A 16,202-nucleotide genomic window follows, 5' to 3' on the forward strand; every position below is an offset into this window, starting at 1 on the left:
GGAGATCGAATCCGCTTCCGGCGCAGTGCGTCTGACGAGCAACTCAGCGGTGGTCGTACAACCGAACATGCGGGGCAAAAGCTCGCAACGCCGACTTCAACGCCCCGACGTCGAGATCCCAGCCCTCCACCGACTGGTAACACTGCAAGAGACGGTCGTCAGGCGGACCGCTGAGCGCGGAGGCCACCGACAACATCGCTGCCTGAGGTCGGGTCTGCGGCGGCGTGGCGCTGATCCGCAGAATTCCGATGTTCACGTTGCCCGCTATCCCCGTTCGTTCTCGCCAGAGTGACACGACCGCGACGTCATTCCACTCGACCCGGTGCGTCTGTGCCTCGTACTTCAGCGGTGGCCCACCGAGTGTAATGCCACGTTCGTCGACTCGAATCGCCACCTTTCGGGACAGCGAATTGATCAGAATCAGAACGAAGCCACCACCGAACAATGCGACACAGGCAATCGTGAAGACGGCACCCCGGTCCGACACGAAGACCGCGCTCAGAGTCAACACCGCCGTCCCCACCAGCAATAGCACCGACTTCGCAGTGAACCCGAAACGCTCTTCATAGATCATCAACCGCCACGATATCGGACCGAAATCCGTTGAACCACAGGATCGGCCACGCTCGATGGGTCACTGGGACACAGTCGAAGTGCGTCGGCTGTATCCGCACAGGGTCTCACCGCATATGGGCCTCACACCGCTTCGACGCGCTCACCCGACGAGCCTGAAACCATCCCGCCCCTGCGGGCCAAAACCCTGCCACGCACACGGCGCTTCCGTACCTCGGTCGCCACCGGCCGATCCGAACAACGCGATCAGCCGCAGATGGGTTTGTATGCCCACCGATCACCGATGCACCTTCGTGCCCGCTGTCCACATCTCCAGGATCCGCGGGTACCGTCCCGACGGTGCGACGCGACAGCGGTTATGACACTTTTGAATTCGATACCTGGGAACGCTTGGCTGCTCTCCTACCCTCGGACCGAGACGCCGGACAGTTCCGCGATTGCCGCGAAATCGGAGAGCAGGAAGCAGGCCTGCAGCTGTTGACTCACAGTCTCCTCGAGCACCAGGTTCCCATTACCGACCGCACCCGGGTCGAGATCGAAGTGCTCGCGGAGCACTGGGGTGAACGATTCGCCCGACACGACGAGATCGCGATGTGCGTCAGGGCATCCGAGCAGGATGCCTCGATACGACTTTTGCCTGATAAACAGGTAGAACCGTTCGAGCCTTCCGAGGTCGGGATAACCGACCCCGCCACCGCGAGGATGGTCGTTATCCCGTGGTTCGAATGCCTCGGCTGCAGTCGCGTGGTTGCACGGGTCCACACGCGACAACCGTGGGGTGAGTTCCTGTTTCAGGCTGAGCGCTACCTCGTCTTGCCTCGCAGCGGCGACGCCGCCACCGGCGGCCGCCTCTTTCGTAAGACTGAGCTGCTCGACGCATTCGCGTTGCTACTGACCTGCAGCTGAGCACGCGGTAGCCGGTCGGCAGGATGGCGCGCTCGGGCACCATCCCGGTCATTGGCAGGAGCGAATGCTCTGACCACGGTGATCCGGTGGCGGTCTGCGAAGCATGTCCGCAGGAGTCCATCGAAAGTTCAGTCCTCTATTGCGCCCCGCCCTTTGCGCCCTGCCGGGCGCCAGTAGCTACCGCCGTAGAAGTACCAGGGTTGAGACTCGAGAAATTCAGCCGCGGTTGTCGGAGTCAACGACTCCACCTCTTCGGATGTGATGACCGCGCGATACCACTTCCTGTAGCTCCGGTATGCCTCGTGCTCATAGAAGTACCGGAGCCATTTGGTGCCGCAGTGGGCGCATGTCTCGATCGTCACGTCCGCGTATCGCCAGCTCGAGTTGTCAACGCCGGTGTGGCGGGTTTCGTACTTGTAGGCATCGAAAGGTGGTGTCATGCACGCCCGCGCCGGCCAATGTGGTCGGCGCGGTCAGCGGCAGACGAGTGCGCGGGGGCAGGATGTGAGCATGATCGAACCCAGAGTCACCTACGACCCGGTTGCCGACGCCGCGTACATATACCTCACACGCGAGATTCCGGCTGGGGGCGTGACCAAGACGGTTCCGGTTGACCCGATCGCGATCGGAGGCATGGTCAACCTCGATCTCGACGCCAATGGAGTCATAGTCGGTATCGAGGTGCTCGGTGCGAGGTCGAAACTGGATCCAGACCTGCTGCCCGGTCAATGACCCCGCTAACCCAGCTGCCGCCGCCGCTTTTCCCGCACCGCCGGGCCGGGCGGGAGAAGCGGTCGGGCGCAGGCGGATACGATTCGGCGGATCGGCGGCCGCACGTTAGTCACGGAGAAACCAGCTATGCCCGAGAACCCGTCTGCGAACCGAGTGCACGGACCTGCCTCCGGCGCGGAGACACCGGCGTCGGGGCGGGGCGGAGCCGGGGCGCGATACCTGGCGGGGCTCGGGGTGTCGGAACTGCCGCTCGAATTCGATTGGGACGAGCCGATTCGTAACACCCTGCTCGACGATGATGACGAGCGGGATCTGCTGTTGGCCGACCAGTTGGGACTGTTGCGAGACGAAGCGGTTTTCGGGCTCGGGATCGCGGCGGCCGAGTGGGTTGTCGCGCGGATGGACGGGCACGCCGGCGAATCAGACCTCGCGGACGTCCGGTTGCGGATCGAGGCGATGTGGGCGCTGTGCGCCGAACCGCGCTACGCGCGGCTGACCGATCCCCCGGTGTACGCCGACCACGCCGAACCGCGCAGTGTAGAGCCGCTGTGGGTCTGCGGCACCCTGCTGTTCTGGTTGTACGGATCAGCCGTTCAGGGCGACGAGTTGCAGGGCGAGTGCATGTCGCTCATCCTGCTGGCCCGGCGGCTGATGGGACCGCACCGAGAGTTCGCACGGTGGTTGAATGACGCCATCGCGCAGGCGACGCTGTCGTATGCGGTGGCCGACGACGACCCCGACGATGAAGACGCCCAACTGGTGTGGAAGCCGGTGCCGCCGGAGTCCTTCTGGCCCGGCTTCGCCTGGACGACCACCGAAGACGCGCACGCGCGAGTGGACGCATTCCTCTCGGGGCTCGACCCCGCGCGCAACCCCTATCTGCGAACGGCCGAGGACATGCGGACCCACGGCTTCGCGGGAACCCCCTACGGCGGCTGAGTCTTTCGACCGATCCCCCGCGCTACACGCGGAGAGAGACGCCCGTGCGGGACTCGGAAACCTTCCAGAGTTCAGCGGCAACCTCGAGATCCGAAGCCGCCGCCGAACGGCCGACGAGAGTCGGGTGACCGCGGTACTCGTAGAACCCGTCCGGGCCGACATAGGACGCGCCGGGTAGATCCTGGCTCACGGCGAAGAGCGTCGGCAGCGCGCCCATCTCCGGCTCCTGGGCGATGGCCTTGTTACCCAACCGCATCGCGAAGTCGAGAACGGGCTGGGCCGAATGACTTTGGAGGTTCGTCGCCGCCCAGCCCGGGTGCGCGGCGAGGGAACGGCGCGAATCGCGCACGGCGTCGAGGCGGCGTTGCAGTTCCAGGGTGAACAGCAGGTTGGCCAGTTTCGACTGGGAATACGCCGCGGCGGGGTTGTAGCGGCGGCGCTGCCAGTCCAGGTCGGTCAGGTCGATCGTGCCGCGGCGGTGGGCCTGGGAGGAGACCGTGACCACCCGGTCGGTGATGTGCGGCAGCAGCAGGTTGGTCAGGGCGAAATGGCCGAAGTGGTTGGTGCCGAGCTGGCGTTCGAAGCCGTCGGCGGTGGTTCCGAAGGGCACCATCATGATTCCGGCGTTGTTCACCAGGACGTCGATGTCACCGGACCAGCCGTCGGCGAACCGGCGGATCGATGCCAGGTCGGCCAGGTCGAGTTCCCGGACCTCGGTGTCGCCCTCGATCCGCCGGGCGGCCTGTTCGCCGCGAGCGGTATCGCGCACGGCGAGGATCACCCGCGCGCCGGCCCGGGCCAGTTCCCGGGCTGTCACCAGGCCGAGCCCGCTGTTCGCGCCGGTCACGACGACGGTGCGGCCCTTCATCTCGGGGAGATCGGCTGCGTTCCACTGTGAGTTCGTCATGCCCCCAATGTAGACACTGTCCACAAAGTGGTCAATGTCCACATGAATGCTAGGCTCGGGGCACTATGGCCCCCGATCGTCGATACCACCACGGTGACCTGCGAGATCAGCTTCTCGACGGCGCGGAGAAAGCGCTGCGCGAACACGGGGTCGAAAAGCTGTCGCTGCGCCAGGTCGCCCGTGAAGTCGGCGTCACCCACAACGCGCCGAGCCGGCATTTCCCGGACAAGCAGGCGCTGCTGGACGCGTTGGCGCTCAGGGGTTTCCGGCGACTCGGCGACGCGTTCGTGGCCGCGGCCGCCACCGGCGACGACCTGCCCGTCGAGGACCGGTTCAAAACCTTGGCACGCGCGTATCTCGACTTCGCACTGCACAATCCGACGCTGCTGACCTTGATGTTCGCGCGCAAACACAGCGCGTCCGGCGGCGCGGCGATGGCCGAGGCCGTCACCCGCGCCTTCGCGGTGCCGGTGGCGATCACCGCCGAGGGCCAGGCGCGCGGCGAGGTGATCGCGGGCGACCCACTGCGGATCGGCTGGACGGTCGCGGTCGCCCTGCAGGGTCTGGCGAGCTTCGCCGGCGCCGGATTGATCGCCCCGGACGCCATCGACGATCTGCTCGACGACACCGTGACCCGGTTGACGCGCGGCCTGATGCCGCGCCCCTAGCGCACCCTTCCGACAGGAGAACTCGTGAGCACCGCCATTCACCATCCGTTCGACGACGCCGTGCATCTCGCGGCAACCGGCACCGGAACCTTCACCGGGCAAACCAGTCCGCGCTACGCCAATATGGTCGGCCCGTTCGGCGGGATCACCGCCGCGACCCTGCTGCAGGCCATCACACAGCACCCGCAGCGCCTCGGCGAGCCGCTCTCGCTCACCGTCAACTACGCCGCGCCGATCGCCGACGGGCCGTTCACCATCATCGCGACACCCACGCGGACCAATCGCTCCACCCAGCACTGGAACGTGACGATGACCCAGGGTGAGGTGGTGAACACCACTGCCACAGCGGTTTTCGGCGTGCGTCGCGACTCCTTCGGCGCCACCGAGATCACGCCGCCGCCTTCCGCGGAGGCGCGGACGATCGACCCCGAGCCGACGCCCGAGGGCATCGCCTGGATGGACAATTACGAAATGCGCTTCACCGCGGGCGGTCTCGGAGCCCTCGGCTCGTCGACGGCGAGCGATTCGACCACGACGCTGTGGGTCCGGGACAACCCGCCGCGACTGCTGGATCAGCTGTCCCTGACCGCGCTGAGCGATGTGTTCATCCCCCGGATCATGGTCCGTCTCGGGCGGCTCGTGCCGGCCGGAACCGTGTCGCTGAGCATCTACTTCCACGCCGACGCCGCCACGATCGACAAGGTCGGCGACGAGCCCATCCTGGCCACGGCCCGCTCCCAGCACTTCGGCACCGGCTTCGCCGACCAGACCGCCGAGCTGTGGACGGGCGACGGAACCCTGCTCGCCACCGGCCATCAGCTGGTCTACTTCAAAGCGTGATCCACCCCCGGCAGGCGGTCCGACCGCCTGCGACGGCTACTCCGGATTCAGCGACTTCCAGGACTTGCGGGTCACCGCGGCGGTGCGCAGGTTGACCAGGAACGTCCAGCCGTCCCGCAGGATGAGGCCGTCGGCGTCGACACGGGTGACCTGCCAGGTGTCGCGGCGATTCGGGACCGGGGCGGCGGTGAATCTGCCGAAGCGTGCGTCGGGCGCGTTGGCTCGCACCAGGGCGATGGCCCTGTCCGCTTCGTGTGCCGTTGTGGGCTCGGCATCGCCCAGCGTTGTCATGGAACTGTTCACCTCGTGTCGCGGCGCGGGCGCCGCGGGATCGATCTTCGATTCTTGTCGCGCATGCGGTTTCGGGCTCGGGCGGGCCGAGCCGATCCCGGGGTTCGCGCGTATGACACGAGAGTTCCCGGGACCGGCGTGCATCATGCCTGATGCGTCGGCGTGCCGCTGATGCGACCCACGGGAATTCGAGCGGCAGCACATGCTGTGCCACAACGGTTTTGTCCGGCAGGCGCCGGACCTCAGGGGTTGGACGCGGACGGCACGGCGGAATCCCCACCGGCACCGGGGTCGAGCGGCGGCAGGGCGAGGACCGCGCGGCAGGTCGCGATGATCAGCTCGTCGAGGTGTCCGGGTACCGCCTGATCGGCCAGCAGATGCCGCCGCACAGCCCCGTAGGGCACGTCTACGACCGCGAAAACCGTTCGCTCGTAATCGATGTCGGCACGACGATCGGCGAAGGACCGCAGCGCGTCCAGGAGCGCCGAGTTCACCTGTTCGCGGTCGGCGGCCAATTCCATGGGCCAGCGCGGCACGAGGGCTTCACGGGTGTGCCGTACCAGCAGCGCCGCCTCGACCGGGTGTGCCCGGCACCAGCGCGGGGTGTGCAGCGCGGCGGCTTCGAGATCACCCGCGGCCAGGGCGGTGAGCAGCCCCTCCTGGAAACGGCCGACCGTGCGCAGCCACAGCGCGGCCAGCAGCAGATCCCGCGAGGGGAACCGGTGATACATCGACCCGACCGGCCCGCCCAGTTGCCCGGCGATGGACGCCATCGTGATCGACGCGACCCCACCCTCGCCCGCCAGCGCCGCCGCGGCGTCGAGAATCCGGTCCCTGGTGAACTTCGCGGGCCTTCCCATCGCTCCCCTGCTTCCCATATAGTTTCATCATTCTAGAATCCAGATTCTAATACAGGAGTGGCCATGTCCACCGCTACCGAACCCGTCGAAACCTTCTACACCGCGGTGCTGTCCGGCGACGCCGGCGCGATCCTCGCGGTCCTGCACCCCGATTTCGAGATACACACCGCCCCCGGCCTTCCCAGCGGCGCGGGCGGCACCTTTCACGGCCCGCACGAGGCCCTCGCCAAGGTCTGGGGTGCGGTGAACCGTGACTTCGACACCGCTCCCCACCCCGAGTCCTGGTCCGAGACCGCCGACGGAACGATCGTCGTCACCGGCCACTACCGCGGCACCGCACGCGCCACCGGCCGCGCCTACGAGGCCGAGTTCGCCCACTTCTGGCGGGTGGATTCCGGCCGCATCCGCTGGCTCCACCAGTACACCGACACCGCTCGCTGGCACGAGGCGCTGATCCCGAACGGGCGGTGACTCGCGAACTTCGTCGGACTCGCGAACGTTCTTCGAACGGCCGCGGCCCTCGCCGGATACGGTTGGACGACATGCACTCTCGAATGGACCTGACCGCCGAGCTGGTACGGGATCTGCTCCGTGAGCAACACCCCGACCTGGCGCATCTTCCGGTTCGGCTCGGCGCGCGGGGCTGGGACAATCAGCTGTGGCGGCTCGGCGACGATCTGGCGGTGCGGCTGCCGTGGGCGACGGAATCCGCGGATGCGCTGTTGCGCAAAGAGTTCGCGTGGGTGCCCGCGATCGCGCCGCACCTCCCGCTGCCGGTTCCCGTGCCCCAGCGCCTGGGCGAGCCGTCCGAACGATTTCCCCGGCCGTGGATCGTGACCACCTGGATTCACGGTGAGCCCGCCGATCGCGTCCCGATCACCCGCGCCACCTCGGCCACCAGGTTGGCGGCTTTCCTGACCGCCCTGCATCAACCCGCTCCGGCGACGGCGCCCGCCGGCCGGGATCGCGGCGGGCCGCTGTCGCGCTCCGCGGCCAGGTTCGCCGAGCAGCTGGGCGCGCTGACGGAATTGGGCCTGATTCCCGATCCGGCCGGGGTCCGCGCGGTCTGGGAGGACGCCGTCGCCGCACCCGAATGGCGCGGCCCCGCGCTGTGGCTGCACGGTGACCTGCATCCCGCCAATGTCCTCACCGCGCACGGCGCCCTCCGCGGCGTCATCGACTTCGGCGATCTCTTCGCGGGCGATCCGGCGTTCGATCTCGCGGCCGCGTGGATTCTGTTGCCCGACGGCGCGACCGACCTGTTCCACGCGGCGTATGGGACGACCCCGTGCGTGGACGGGGAACACCTGGACGCGACGCTGCGCAGGGCTCGCGGCTGGGCGGTCTTGCGGGCCTTCGCCGGGATTCTCATCGGCGACGCCGGACTGCGCGGGCGGCCCGGCGGCAAGCCGACGTGGGGTCCGCCCGGACAGGACGCGCTGCGCCGACTGCTCGAAAGTCGTCGCTGATCGGGCGCGGATCGCCGCCGGGTCGGCAGAATGGGGTGATGATGCGGATCGAGGCGGTGCGAGGGGACATCACCGAGCAGCGGGTGGACGCGGTGGTCAACGCGGCCAATTCCTCGCTGCTGGGCGGGGGCGGGGTCGACGGTGCCATTCATCGGAAAGGGGGCGGTGAGATCCTGGCGGCCTGCCGGGAGCTGCGCGCCTCGAAGTACGGGAAGGGCCTGGGTACCGGGCAGGCGGTGGCCACCACCGCGGGGCGGTTGCCGGCGCGGTGGGTGATTCACACGGTGGGTCCGGTGTGGTCGCCGGACGAGGACCGTTCGGGATTGCTGGCGTCGTGTTATCGGGAATCCTTGCTGGTGGCAGCGGAATTGGGGGCGCGGACGGTGGCGTTTCCGGCCGTCTCCACCGGGATTTTCGGATGGCCCATGGACGACGGGGCCCGGATCGCGGTGGAGACGGTGAACGCGTCGGAGGCCGATCTCGAGCTGGTGCGGTTCGTCTTGTTCGACGATCGGGCGCTCGAGATCTTCGCCGCGGCGGTGCACGAACTCGGGCGTTGAGCACGGCTGCCGGACACCGGGTGTTCGAGGGACACCGATGAGTTGTGCGAGCCCGGGGCGTCAGTACTGGTGAACGGTTTCGAACCAGGAGGATTTGTCATGCCGAAGTTCATCACCATCGGGTACGGCGACCAGGCCGGTTACGAGGGCACCGACGCGGGGATCCGGGACGCGGCGCACGCGCACGATGCGCGGCTGCGGGAGGAGGGGGTCGAGATGGGAATCGCGGGGACGCCGGTGCAGGTGCGGAACCATGACGGGGCCGGGGTGCGGACCTCGGAGGGGTCGTTCATGAAGTCCGAGCTGCCCGTTGCCGGGTTCGCAGTGATCGAGGCGGAGAGCCTGGCGGACGCCGTTCGGCTGGTGTCGCAAACGCCCTGCGCGGTGGCGCAGGGGGTGGTCGAGGTGTGGCCGTTGCGGGAATCTCCCTAGGGCACATCGCGACCCGGTCAGGACACGGTGACCGCTTCGGCGTGCGCCTTGAGCGCGTGCAGGGTGGCCGGGATGCCGTGCAGCGCGTGATTGTCCCGCGGCTCGCCCAGCGGTCCCGAGAACCGCAGCAGGCGATGGAAAGCCGAGGCGTTCGGCCACTCCCGGTATTCGGTGACCAGGGTGCCCTCGGGATGCGGATCGAGGCAGTAACCCCAGTGCGGGCCGACGATGTGCACGCGAAACTCGAAGTGCCGCAACGGCGCGACCACCGTGACCTCGCACGGGGTCGCCCACACGACGGGCCCGATGCGATTGAGGCCGACGAACCAGGATCCGGTGCGCGGGGCGGTCCCCCGGTGCAACCGGTAGCCGCGGCGGTTCTCGGTGCTCCAGCGGCCCATGCCGGTGACATCGGTGACCAGCTCCCAGATTCGTTCGCGCGGTGCGGCGATGAGCAGCGACATCGCATCGGTCCGGGCGTGCTGCGTGCGGGTGCGGATCACGCCCTCCGGCGGGCGCAGGTAGCGCCCGAACGTCGAGTCACACTGGTCAGCCATACGAACCTCGCTGTCTGAGACAATCTCAGGGTATCGCGCGGGTTCGACGCGGGCAAGCGGCCCCGCCGTCCGGACAGCCGCCGAACCGCGCGGCATACCCCTTCGGCCGATCCACGATTCGCGCCGACCCGACAGCGCATCTCGCGTCCGGCCCCGCACGGCGCATCTCACGCCCGGCCGATGCCCTGTGAGGGCTTGCTTACTTTCCCGTTACCGGAAGTGATTTTCGGGAAACCCCAGGCCAATAGCGTATTCAAGCATGTCGACCACAGTGGATTCCCGCTCCGCCGCAGCGAGCGGACACCTGCGCGACATGGTGTATTCCACCCTGCGCGACGAACTCATGAACGGGCGCATCAAGTTCAGTCAGCGCCTGACCGAACCCAAGATCTCCACTCGCTTCGGCATTTCCCGCACCCCGGCCCGCGAGGCGCTGGCCATGCTCTGCTCGGACGGACTGCTGCGCCGCGACGAGGTCGGCTTCAGCCCGGTGCGGCCCAGCATTCCGCTGGTGCGGGATCTGTACGAATTGCGAATCACCCTCGAGCTGGGCGGAATTCAGCGCGCCATCACCAACCCCGGTGTGCGCCACGATCACGCGCTGCTGTGGGCCGAGCGTGAACGCTGGCTGTCCCTGCGGGCCAATCCCCCGGTGCAGGAGCCCTCGTTCGTGGTGGTGGACGAGAAATTCCACGTCGCGCTGCTGACCGCGTCGGGCAACACCGAGATGGTGCGCGCGCTGCTCGCGGTCAACGCTCGCATCCGCCACGTGCGGATGTACGACTTCATGGTCAACAACCGCATCGAGGTCACCATCGCCGAACACCTGGCGATCCTGGATGCCGTGCTGGCGGAAGACCTTCCGCTGGCCTACGACCTGCTGCGCCTGCATATCGGCGAATCGTTGGATGTCGTTCTCGACCGAGTCAGCCGGGCCATGGTCGCCATGTCCCTGGCGACCGAGGAGTAGGAATATGAGCCTGAATTTCGACACCCTGCTGGTGGCCAATCGCGGGGAGATCGCCTGCCGCATCATGCGCAGCGCTCGCGCGCTCGGGCTGAAAACGGTGGCGGTGTACTCCGACGCCGATCTCGGCGCGGCCCACGTGCGCATGGCCGACACCGCGCTGCGACTCGGCCCCGGACCGGCCGCCGAGTCGTATCTGCGCGCCGATCGCGTGATCGAGGCCGCGCTCGCCGCCGGTGCGGGCGCTATTCACCCCGGCTACGGATTCCTGTCCGAGAACGCCGAGTTCGCAACCACGGTCGAGGCCGCCGGACTCGCGTTCGTCGGTCCCACACCCGATCAACTGCGCGTGTTCGGCGACAAGCACACCGCTCGTGAAGCCGCTCGGGCCGTGGGCGTGCCGCTGGTGCCCGGCAGCGGCGTCCTGGATTCGGTCGAGCACGCGGTGGCCGAGGCCGAGCGGATCGGCTACCCGGTCATGCTCAAGGCCATCGGCGGTGGCGGCGGCATCGGCATGCAGGCGTGTTTCAGCGCCGACGAGCTGGTCACCGCGTACGACCGCGTGCAGCGCCTGGCGCTGGCCAACTTCTCCTCCGCCGGAGTCTTTTTGGAGCGCTTCGTCTCTCGCGCCCGACACGTCGAGGTCCAGGTCTTCGGCGATGGCGCGGGCCGGGTGGTCAGCCTCGGCACGCGCGATTGCTCGCTGCAGCGCCGCAATCAGAAGGTCATCGAGGAAGCGCCCGCTCCGGGGCTTTCCGATGAGGTCGTCGCGGAGCTGCTGGAAACCTCACGCGCGCTGGCGCGTTCGGTCGGGTACCGCTCGGCGGGCACGGTGGAGTTCGTGTACGACACCGAACGCGGCGCGGCCTCCTTCCTGGAGATGAACACCCGCCTGCAGGTGGAACACCCCGTCACCGAGGCGATCACCGGCGTGGATCTGGTGGAGTGGATGCTGCGCCTGGCCGGCGGGGACGCCACCATGCTGGACGAGCTGTCCGAGGCCGGTCCGGCGATCACCGGGTGGGCCGTGGAGGCCCGCGTGTACGCCGAGGATCCCGGCAACGATCACCGCCCCAGCGCCGGATTGATCACCGAGACACGGTTTCCCGAGGACGCTCGGGTCGATTCCTGGATCGGCACCGGCACCGAGGTCAGCGCCTACTACGATCCGTTGCTGGCCAAGGTCATCACGCACGGTGACACTCGCGCGGCGGCCTTCGACCGGCTGACCGCCGCGCTCGGCGAGACGCGCGTCTACGGCGTGCAGACGAACCTGGCCCAGTTGCGCGCCGCCGCCACCGCTCCGGTGGTGCGCGCGGGGTCGCACATCACCGGATCGCTGGCCGAGATCGACTTCTCGAGCCGCCGCGTGGACGTCGTGCGGGCGGGCACGATGACCACCGTGCAGGATCATCCGGGCCGAATCGGGTTGTGGGAGGTCGGTATTCCGCCGTCCGGTCCGATGGACGACCTCTCGTTCACCCTGGCCAACATCGCGGTCGGCAATCAGCCCGGGGTCCCGGGGCTCGAATGCACGCTGCAGGGCCCGCGCCTGCGGTTCGCCGGCGCCGCGGTCATCTGCGTCAGCGGCGCGCCCGCTCCGGTCACCGTGGACGGCGCGCCGGTCCCCCAGTGGGAGCCGGTGACCGTGAGCGCAGGGTCGGTGCTCGATATCGGTGCGCCCGCCGATGCCGGGTTGCGCACCTACCTCGCCATTCGCGGTGGCATCGACGCCCCGCTGTATCACGGCAGCGCTTCGACTTTCACGCTCGGCGGGTTCGGCGGCATCAACGGCCGCGCGGTCGCCGACGGTGACGTGCTGGGCATCGCCGCCATCGGCGATGATCCGCATCCCGGGGCGGGGCCGGTGCCGCTCGAGCACCGCCCGGTGTTCACCCACGAGTGGGAGCTGGCCGTGGGCGAGGGTCCGCAGACCGCGCCCGCCTACTTCACCGACGCCGATATGGCACAGTTCTACGGGCAGCCGTGGCGCGTGGGCAGTCACGCCAACCGCACCGGAATCCGGTTGGAGGGGCCCAAACCCGAATGGTCCCGCGCCGACGGCGGTGACGCGGGCCTGCACCCGTCCAACCTGCACGACAATCCGTACAGCGTCGGAGCGCTGAACGTCTCGGGCGACACCCCGATCCTGCTCGGTCCGGACGGTCCCAGCCTCGGCGGGTTCGCGTGCCCGCTGACCGTGGTCTCGGCCCATCGCTGGAAGCTCGGCCAGGTGCGCCCGGGCGATGCGCTGCGCTTCGTGCCGATCGGCGATGACACCGCGACCGCGCTGCGGTCCGACACCGCGACCCGGGCCGCCGGCGCGCTCACCGACGAAGGTGCGGCCCTGCGTGATCGCGGCATCCTGGGTGCGGCCGAGACCGGCTCGGATCGGCCCGCGGTGCGCTATCTGCGCGGCGGCGACGACAACATCCTGGTCGAGTACGGCGAGATGGTGCTCGATCTCGGGCTTCGCATGCGGGTGCACGCGCTGGCGCAGGCCCTGACGGCCGCCGCGCCCGCGGGCATCATCGACATCACCCCGGGCGTGCGGTCCCTGCACATTCATTTCGATCCCGATGTGCTGCCGCAGCGCCGGCTGCTGGGACTGCTCGCCGAGCTGGAGCAGGAGCTGCCCGCCACCGGGGATCTGGTGGTGCCCAGTCGCACGATTCGTCTGCCGTTGTCCTTCGACGATCCCTCCATCGCCGAGGCGATCGATCGCTACCGCAGTGGAATTCGCGACACCGCGCCGTGGCTGCCGTCCAATACCGAGTTCATCCGCCGCATCAACGGCCTGGACAGCGTCGAGGACGTGCGGCGCACGGTGTTCGACGCCGAATACCTGGTGCTGGGGCTGGGCGATGTGTATCTCGGTGCGCCCCTTGCCGTTCCGCTCGATCCGCGGCATCGCCTGGTCACCACCAAGTACAACCCCGCGCGAACCTGGACGCCCTCGGACGCGGTCGGCATCGGCGGCAAGTACCTGTGCGTCTACGGGATGGCCTCCCCCGGCGGCTATCAGCTCATCGGGCGGACGATTCCGATCTGGTCGAGCTATCGCCAGTCCGCGCCGTTCGAGGACGGCACGCCGTGGCTGTTCCGGTTCTTCGACCGCATCATCTGGGAGCCGGTGAGCGCCGAACAGCTCCTCGACCAGCGTGCCGCCGCCCAGGCCGGGCGGTTCGACGCCGAGGTCAGCGAGGGCACGTTCGCGCTCGCCGATCACCTACGGCTGCTGGCGGACAACGCCGAGGATATCGCCGCGTTCGAAGCCCGCCAGGCCGCCGCGTTCGCCGCGGAGAAACAGGCCTGGCATGCCGCCGGTGAATTCGACCGCTCGGTGGTGACAGCACCGCCGCCCGAACCGCACGACGACCTGCTCGCGGATCTGCCGCCGGACGCGTCGGTGGTGACCGCGCCGATGGTCGGCAACGTGTGGCGGGTCGACATCGCCGAGGGAGACACCCTGCGCGAGGGTGATCCGGTGGCGGTGCTCGAAGCCATGAAACTCGAACTGCCCGTGCCCAGTCCGGTCACCGGCACCGTGCTGCGGGTACTCGCCGCGCCCGGCGCCAAGGTCGAACCCGGAACCCCACTAGCCGTGATCGGAGTCGCTGAATGACCAACCTGGAGATCTCCCCGTCCGCGCGGGTCGCTGCCGCGTTCGCCCGCATCGCCGCGGCCGATCGGCCCGAAGTGTGGATCACCCTGCGGGAGCGGGCCGATGTGGCCGCCGACGCGCTCGCGGTGGAACAGCGGATCGCCGACGGCGCTGACCTGCCGCTGGCCGGGCTGCTGGTCGCGGTCAAGGACAACGTGGACGTGGCCGGTCTGCCGACCACCGCGGGGTGCCCCGAATTCGCGTACACCCCCGCCGATACCGCCGCCGCGGTCGAGCGCCTCACCGCGGCCGGTGCGATCGTGCTGGGCAAGACCAATCTCGATCAGTTCGCCACCGGACTGGTCGGCACGCGCAGCCCGTACGGGGCGGTGCGCAACGCGCTGGATCCCGAGCTGATCTCCGGTGGGTCGAGTTCGGGTTCGGCGGTCGCGGTCGCGCTGGGCATCGCCGATATCGGAATCGGCACCGACACAGCGGGTTCGGGGCGGGTGCCCGCGGCGTTCCACGACATCGTCGGGATCAAGGCCACGCTCGGAATCATTCCCACGCACGGGGTGGTGCCCGCGTGCGTGGATTACGACGCGCTCACCGTGTTCGCCGGATCGCTCGACACGGCGGCGATCGCGGCTCGCGTCATGGCCGGGCCCGAACCGCGCGATCCGCGCAGCCGGCGCTGGCCGTCGGATATCCGGCTCGCCGCGCCGCACACCCCGCGCCTGGCCATTCCGGTCGCCGCGAATCTGGAGGCGCTGAGCCCGGAGTACGCCACCGCGTTCGAGCAGACCGTGGCCGCGGCGGTCGAGGCGGGCTGCAAGGTCGAAACCGTGGATCTCACCGGGCTGTTGGATGCCGCCCGGCTGCTGTACGACGGGGCGATCGTGGCCGAGCGGTATGCGGCGGTCGGGGAATTCCTGGCGACCGGGCCGGCCGGGGCGGATCCGACCGTGGCGGCGATCATCGGCGCGGCCGCCACACCCACGGGTGCGGCGTTCGCGCGGGATCTGGACGCGCTCGCCCGCGCGCGCACCGAGGCCGCGGTGCTGCTGGAATCGTTCGACGCGGTGCTGCTGCCCACCACCACCGAGCATCCGAGTCTGGCCGCGGTGGCCGCGGATCCGGTGGGGATCAACCGCCGGCTGGGCACCTTCACCAATTTCTGCAATCTGCTGGATATGGCGGCGGTGGCGGTGCCGGGTGTGCCGACGGCCACCGGTGCGCCGTTCGGGGTCATGGTCGTGGTTCCGGCCTTCGCCGATCAGATCGCGGTCGACATCGCCGCGCGGCTGCAGACCGGCGGGCCCGCACCGCTTTTCGCCGACCACGGGGTGCACCTGGCGGTGTTCGGCGCGCATCTGCGCGGGCAGCCGCTGCACTGGCAGCTCGAGGAGCTCGGCGCGCGGTTCGCCGGGGACATCCACACCAGCGATGCCTACCGGCTGACCGCGATGGACACCACCCCGCTCAAGCCCGGCCTGGTGCGCACCGGGCCGGGGCAGGGCGCGCCGATTGTCGGGGAGCTGTTCCTGGTGTCCGAGGCCGGTCTGGGCCGGTTCCTGGCGGCGCTGCCCGCGCCGATGGCGCTGACCAGTATCGAGCTGGCCGACGGTCGTTCGGTGGTGGGCTTCACCGCGACCCACGACGCGACCGCCACGGCCACCGACATCACCGAGTACGGCGGCTGGCTGGCCTACCTGTCGCGGCCGCGCTGACCCGGCCGTAACCGGGCCGGCGATCCGGGTTCTCGGGCCCCGCGAGGGTGCGGGCGGTGCGGCGACACGCCGTGAACTCCCCTGCCGCGTGCACACTCGCGGGCGATGAAATCTTCTGTGCCCCACACCCGTGCCCGTACCGACCGCGCTGTTCGCCCCCGCCCCGG

General features: G+C 68.9%; 17 protein-coding genes. 12 read left to right on the plus strand and 5 right to left on the minus strand.

Translation table 11 applies throughout. The features are described from left to right. Window positions 1-43 precede the first annotated feature (43 nt). Window positions 44-574: a hypothetical protein gene (locus tag ACFVBH_RS01075; protein ID WP_378998640.1), complete on the minus strand. Its 531-nt coding sequence runs from the start codon at window positions 572-574 to the stop codon at window positions 44-46. A 338-nt stretch (window positions 575-912) separates the two neighbouring features. Between ACFVBH_RS01075 and ACFVBH_RS01080 the strand changes: the two genes are divergently transcribed. The 3 genes from ACFVBH_RS01080 (at window position 913) to ACFVBH_RS01090 (ending at window position 3,150) form a co-directional block, all read left to right on the plus strand. Beyond that, on the plus strand, window positions 913-1,479 hold the full coding sequence (locus ACFVBH_RS01080; protein WP_378998642.1) for a hypothetical protein: 567 nt from the start codon (window positions 913-915) through the stop codon (window positions 1,477-1,479). Between the two features lie 510 nt (window positions 1,480-1,989). After that, complete coding sequence (locus ACFVBH_RS01085) at window positions 1,990-2,211, plus strand: DUF2283 domain-containing protein (protein WP_378998644.1); 222 nt, start codon at window positions 1,990-1,992, stop codon at window positions 2,209-2,211. Between the two features lie 234 nt (window positions 2,212-2,445). Next, window positions 2,446-3,150, plus strand: a complete 705-nt coding sequence (locus ACFVBH_RS01090; protein ID WP_378998646.1) for a hypothetical protein — start codon at window positions 2,446-2,448, stop codon at window positions 3,148-3,150. Window positions 3,151-3,172: 22 nt separating this feature from the next. Here ACFVBH_RS01090 and ACFVBH_RS01095 read toward each other — a convergent pair whose 3' ends face one another. Next, window positions 3,173-4,057, minus strand: coding sequence for an oxidoreductase (locus tag ACFVBH_RS01095; protein ID WP_378998648.1), 885 nt, complete (start codon window positions 4,055-4,057; stop codon window positions 3,173-3,175). Window positions 4,058-4,122: 65 nt separating this feature from the next. Here ACFVBH_RS01095 and ACFVBH_RS01100 point away from each other — a divergent pair, with 65 nt between their 5' ends. After that, complete coding sequence (locus tag ACFVBH_RS01100) at window positions 4,123-4,725, plus strand: TetR/AcrR family transcriptional regulator (RefSeq protein ID WP_378998650.1); 603 nt, start codon at window positions 4,123-4,125, stop codon at window positions 4,723-4,725. Window positions 4,726-4,749: 24 nt separating this feature from the next. Then, a complete protein-coding gene (locus ACFVBH_RS01105) occupies window positions 4,750-5,565 on the plus strand; it encodes an acyl-CoA thioesterase (protein WP_378998652.1) in 816 nt (271 codons plus the stop codon). Window positions 5,566-5,601: 36 nt separating this feature from the next. Here ACFVBH_RS01105 and ACFVBH_RS01110 read toward each other — a convergent pair whose 3' ends face one another. Beyond that, window positions 5,602-5,856 (minus strand): hypothetical protein, encoded by a 255-nt coding sequence (locus ACFVBH_RS01110; RefSeq protein ID WP_378998654.1) that lies wholly within the window; start codon window positions 5,854-5,856, stop codon window positions 5,602-5,604. A gap of 242 nt (window positions 5,857-6,098) precedes the next feature. Next, complete coding sequence (locus ACFVBH_RS01115; RefSeq protein WP_378998656.1) at window positions 6,099-6,716, minus strand: TetR/AcrR family transcriptional regulator; 618 nt, start codon at window positions 6,714-6,716, stop codon at window positions 6,099-6,101. Window positions 6,717-6,779: 63 nt separating this feature from the next. On the opposite strand from ACFVBH_RS01115, the gene ACFVBH_RS01120 reads away from it, so the two are divergent. From ACFVBH_RS01120 to ACFVBH_RS01135, 4 genes are all read left to right on the plus strand, one after another. Further along, window positions 6,780-7,187 carry a nuclear transport factor 2 family protein gene (locus tag ACFVBH_RS01120; protein WP_354985621.1) on the plus strand — a complete coding sequence of 136 codons (408 nt, stop codon included), beginning with the start codon at window positions 6,780-6,782 and terminating at the stop codon, window positions 7,185-7,187. A 71-nt stretch (window positions 7,188-7,258) separates the two neighbouring features. Beyond that, complete coding sequence (locus tag ACFVBH_RS01125; RefSeq protein WP_378998659.1) at window positions 7,259-8,185, plus strand: aminoglycoside phosphotransferase family protein; 927 nt, start codon at window positions 7,259-7,261, stop codon at window positions 8,183-8,185. Between the two features lie 38 nt (window positions 8,186-8,223). Then, complete coding sequence (locus ACFVBH_RS01130) at window positions 8,224-8,745, plus strand: O-acetyl-ADP-ribose deacetylase (RefSeq protein WP_378998661.1); 522 nt, start codon at window positions 8,224-8,226, stop codon at window positions 8,743-8,745. Between the two features lie 99 nt (window positions 8,746-8,844). Continuing rightward, the gene (locus ACFVBH_RS01135) at window positions 8,845-9,177 is read left to right on the plus strand and encodes a transcription initiation protein (RefSeq protein WP_378998663.1); all 333 of its coding nucleotides are present in this window, start codon (window positions 8,845-8,847) and stop codon (window positions 9,175-9,177) included. A gap of 17 nt (window positions 9,178-9,194) precedes the next feature. Here the strand turns inward: ACFVBH_RS01135 and ACFVBH_RS01140 are convergent, their stop codons facing one another. Continuing rightward, a complete protein-coding gene (locus tag ACFVBH_RS01140; protein WP_354985617.1) occupies window positions 9,195-9,734 on the minus strand; it encodes an SRPBCC family protein in 540 nt (179 codons plus the stop codon). A gap of 259 nt (window positions 9,735-9,993) precedes the next feature. Here ACFVBH_RS01140 and ACFVBH_RS01145 point away from each other — a divergent pair, with 259 nt between their 5' ends. Genes ACFVBH_RS01145 through atzF form a run of 3 tightly spaced genes read left to right on the plus strand, consistent with a single transcriptional unit; the run spans window position 9,994 to window position 16,035 of the window. Beyond that, entirely contained in the window at window positions 9,994-10,704 is a 711-nt protein-coding gene (locus ACFVBH_RS01145; protein WP_354985616.1) for a GntR family transcriptional regulator, read from the plus strand. A 4-nt stretch (window positions 10,705-10,708) separates the two neighbouring features. Further along, a complete protein-coding gene (gene uca / locus ACFVBH_RS01150) occupies window positions 10,709-14,326 on the plus strand; it encodes an urea carboxylase (protein ID WP_378998666.1) in 3,618 nt (1,205 codons plus the stop codon). Then, window positions 14,323-16,035 (plus strand): allophanate hydrolase, encoded by a 1,713-nt coding sequence (gene atzF / locus ACFVBH_RS01155; protein ID WP_354985614.1) that lies wholly within the window; start codon window positions 14,323-14,325, stop codon window positions 16,033-16,035. Before uca ends, atzF begins: the two co-directional genes overlap by 4 nt. The last annotated feature ends 167 nt before the right edge of the window (window positions 16,036-16,202 follow it).

Source organism: Nocardia sp. NPDC057668, from assembly GCF_042799795.1.
Taxonomy (GTDB): Bacteria; Actinomycetota; Actinomycetes; order Mycobacteriales; family Mycobacteriaceae; genus Nocardia.

Excerpts from the sequence above, each read along its gene's own strand:
- ACFVBH_RS01075 (WP_378998640.1), bottom strand. The coding sequence starts at position 574 with ATGATCTATGAAGAGCGTTTCGGGTTCACTGCGAAGTCGGTGCTATTG.
- ACFVBH_RS01085 (WP_378998644.1), top strand. The coding sequence starts at position 1,990 with ATGATCGAACCCAGAGTCACCTACGACCCGGTTGCCGACGCCGCGTAC.
- ACFVBH_RS01095 (WP_378998648.1), bottom strand. The coding sequence starts at position 4,057 with ATGACGAACTCACAGTGGAACGCAGCCGATCTCCCCGAGATGAAGGGC.
- ACFVBH_RS01100 (WP_378998650.1), top strand. The coding sequence starts at position 4,123 with ATGGCCCCCGATCGTCGATACCACCACGGTGACCTGCGAGATCAGCTT.
- ACFVBH_RS01110 (WP_378998654.1), bottom strand. The coding sequence starts at position 5,856 with ATGACAACGCTGGGCGATGCCGAGCCCACAACGGCACACGAAGCGGAC.
- ACFVBH_RS01115 (WP_378998656.1), bottom strand. The coding sequence starts at position 6,716 with ATGGGAAGGCCCGCGAAGTTCACCAGGGACCGGATTCTCGACGCCGCG.
- ACFVBH_RS01120 (WP_354985621.1), top strand. The coding sequence starts at position 6,780 with ATGTCCACCGCTACCGAACCCGTCGAAACCTTCTACACCGCGGTGCTG.
- ACFVBH_RS01125 (WP_378998659.1), top strand. The coding sequence starts at position 7,259 with ATGCACTCTCGAATGGACCTGACCGCCGAGCTGGTACGGGATCTGCTC.
- ACFVBH_RS01130 (WP_378998661.1), top strand. The coding sequence starts at position 8,224 with ATGATGCGGATCGAGGCGGTGCGAGGGGACATCACCGAGCAGCGGGTG.
- ACFVBH_RS01135 (WP_378998663.1), top strand. The coding sequence starts at position 8,845 with ATGCCGAAGTTCATCACCATCGGGTACGGCGACCAGGCCGGTTACGAG.
- ACFVBH_RS01140 (WP_354985617.1), bottom strand. The coding sequence starts at position 9,734 with ATGGCTGACCAGTGTGACTCGACGTTCGGGCGCTACCTGCGCCCGCCG.
- ACFVBH_RS01145 (WP_354985616.1), top strand. The coding sequence starts at position 9,994 with ATGTCGACCACAGTGGATTCCCGCTCCGCCGCAGCGAGCGGACACCTG.
- uca (WP_378998666.1), top strand. The coding sequence starts at position 10,709 with ATGAGCCTGAATTTCGACACCCTGCTGGTGGCCAATCGCGGGGAGATC.
- atzF (WP_354985614.1), top strand. The coding sequence starts at position 14,323 with ATGACCAACCTGGAGATCTCCCCGTCCGCGCGGGTCGCTGCCGCGTTC.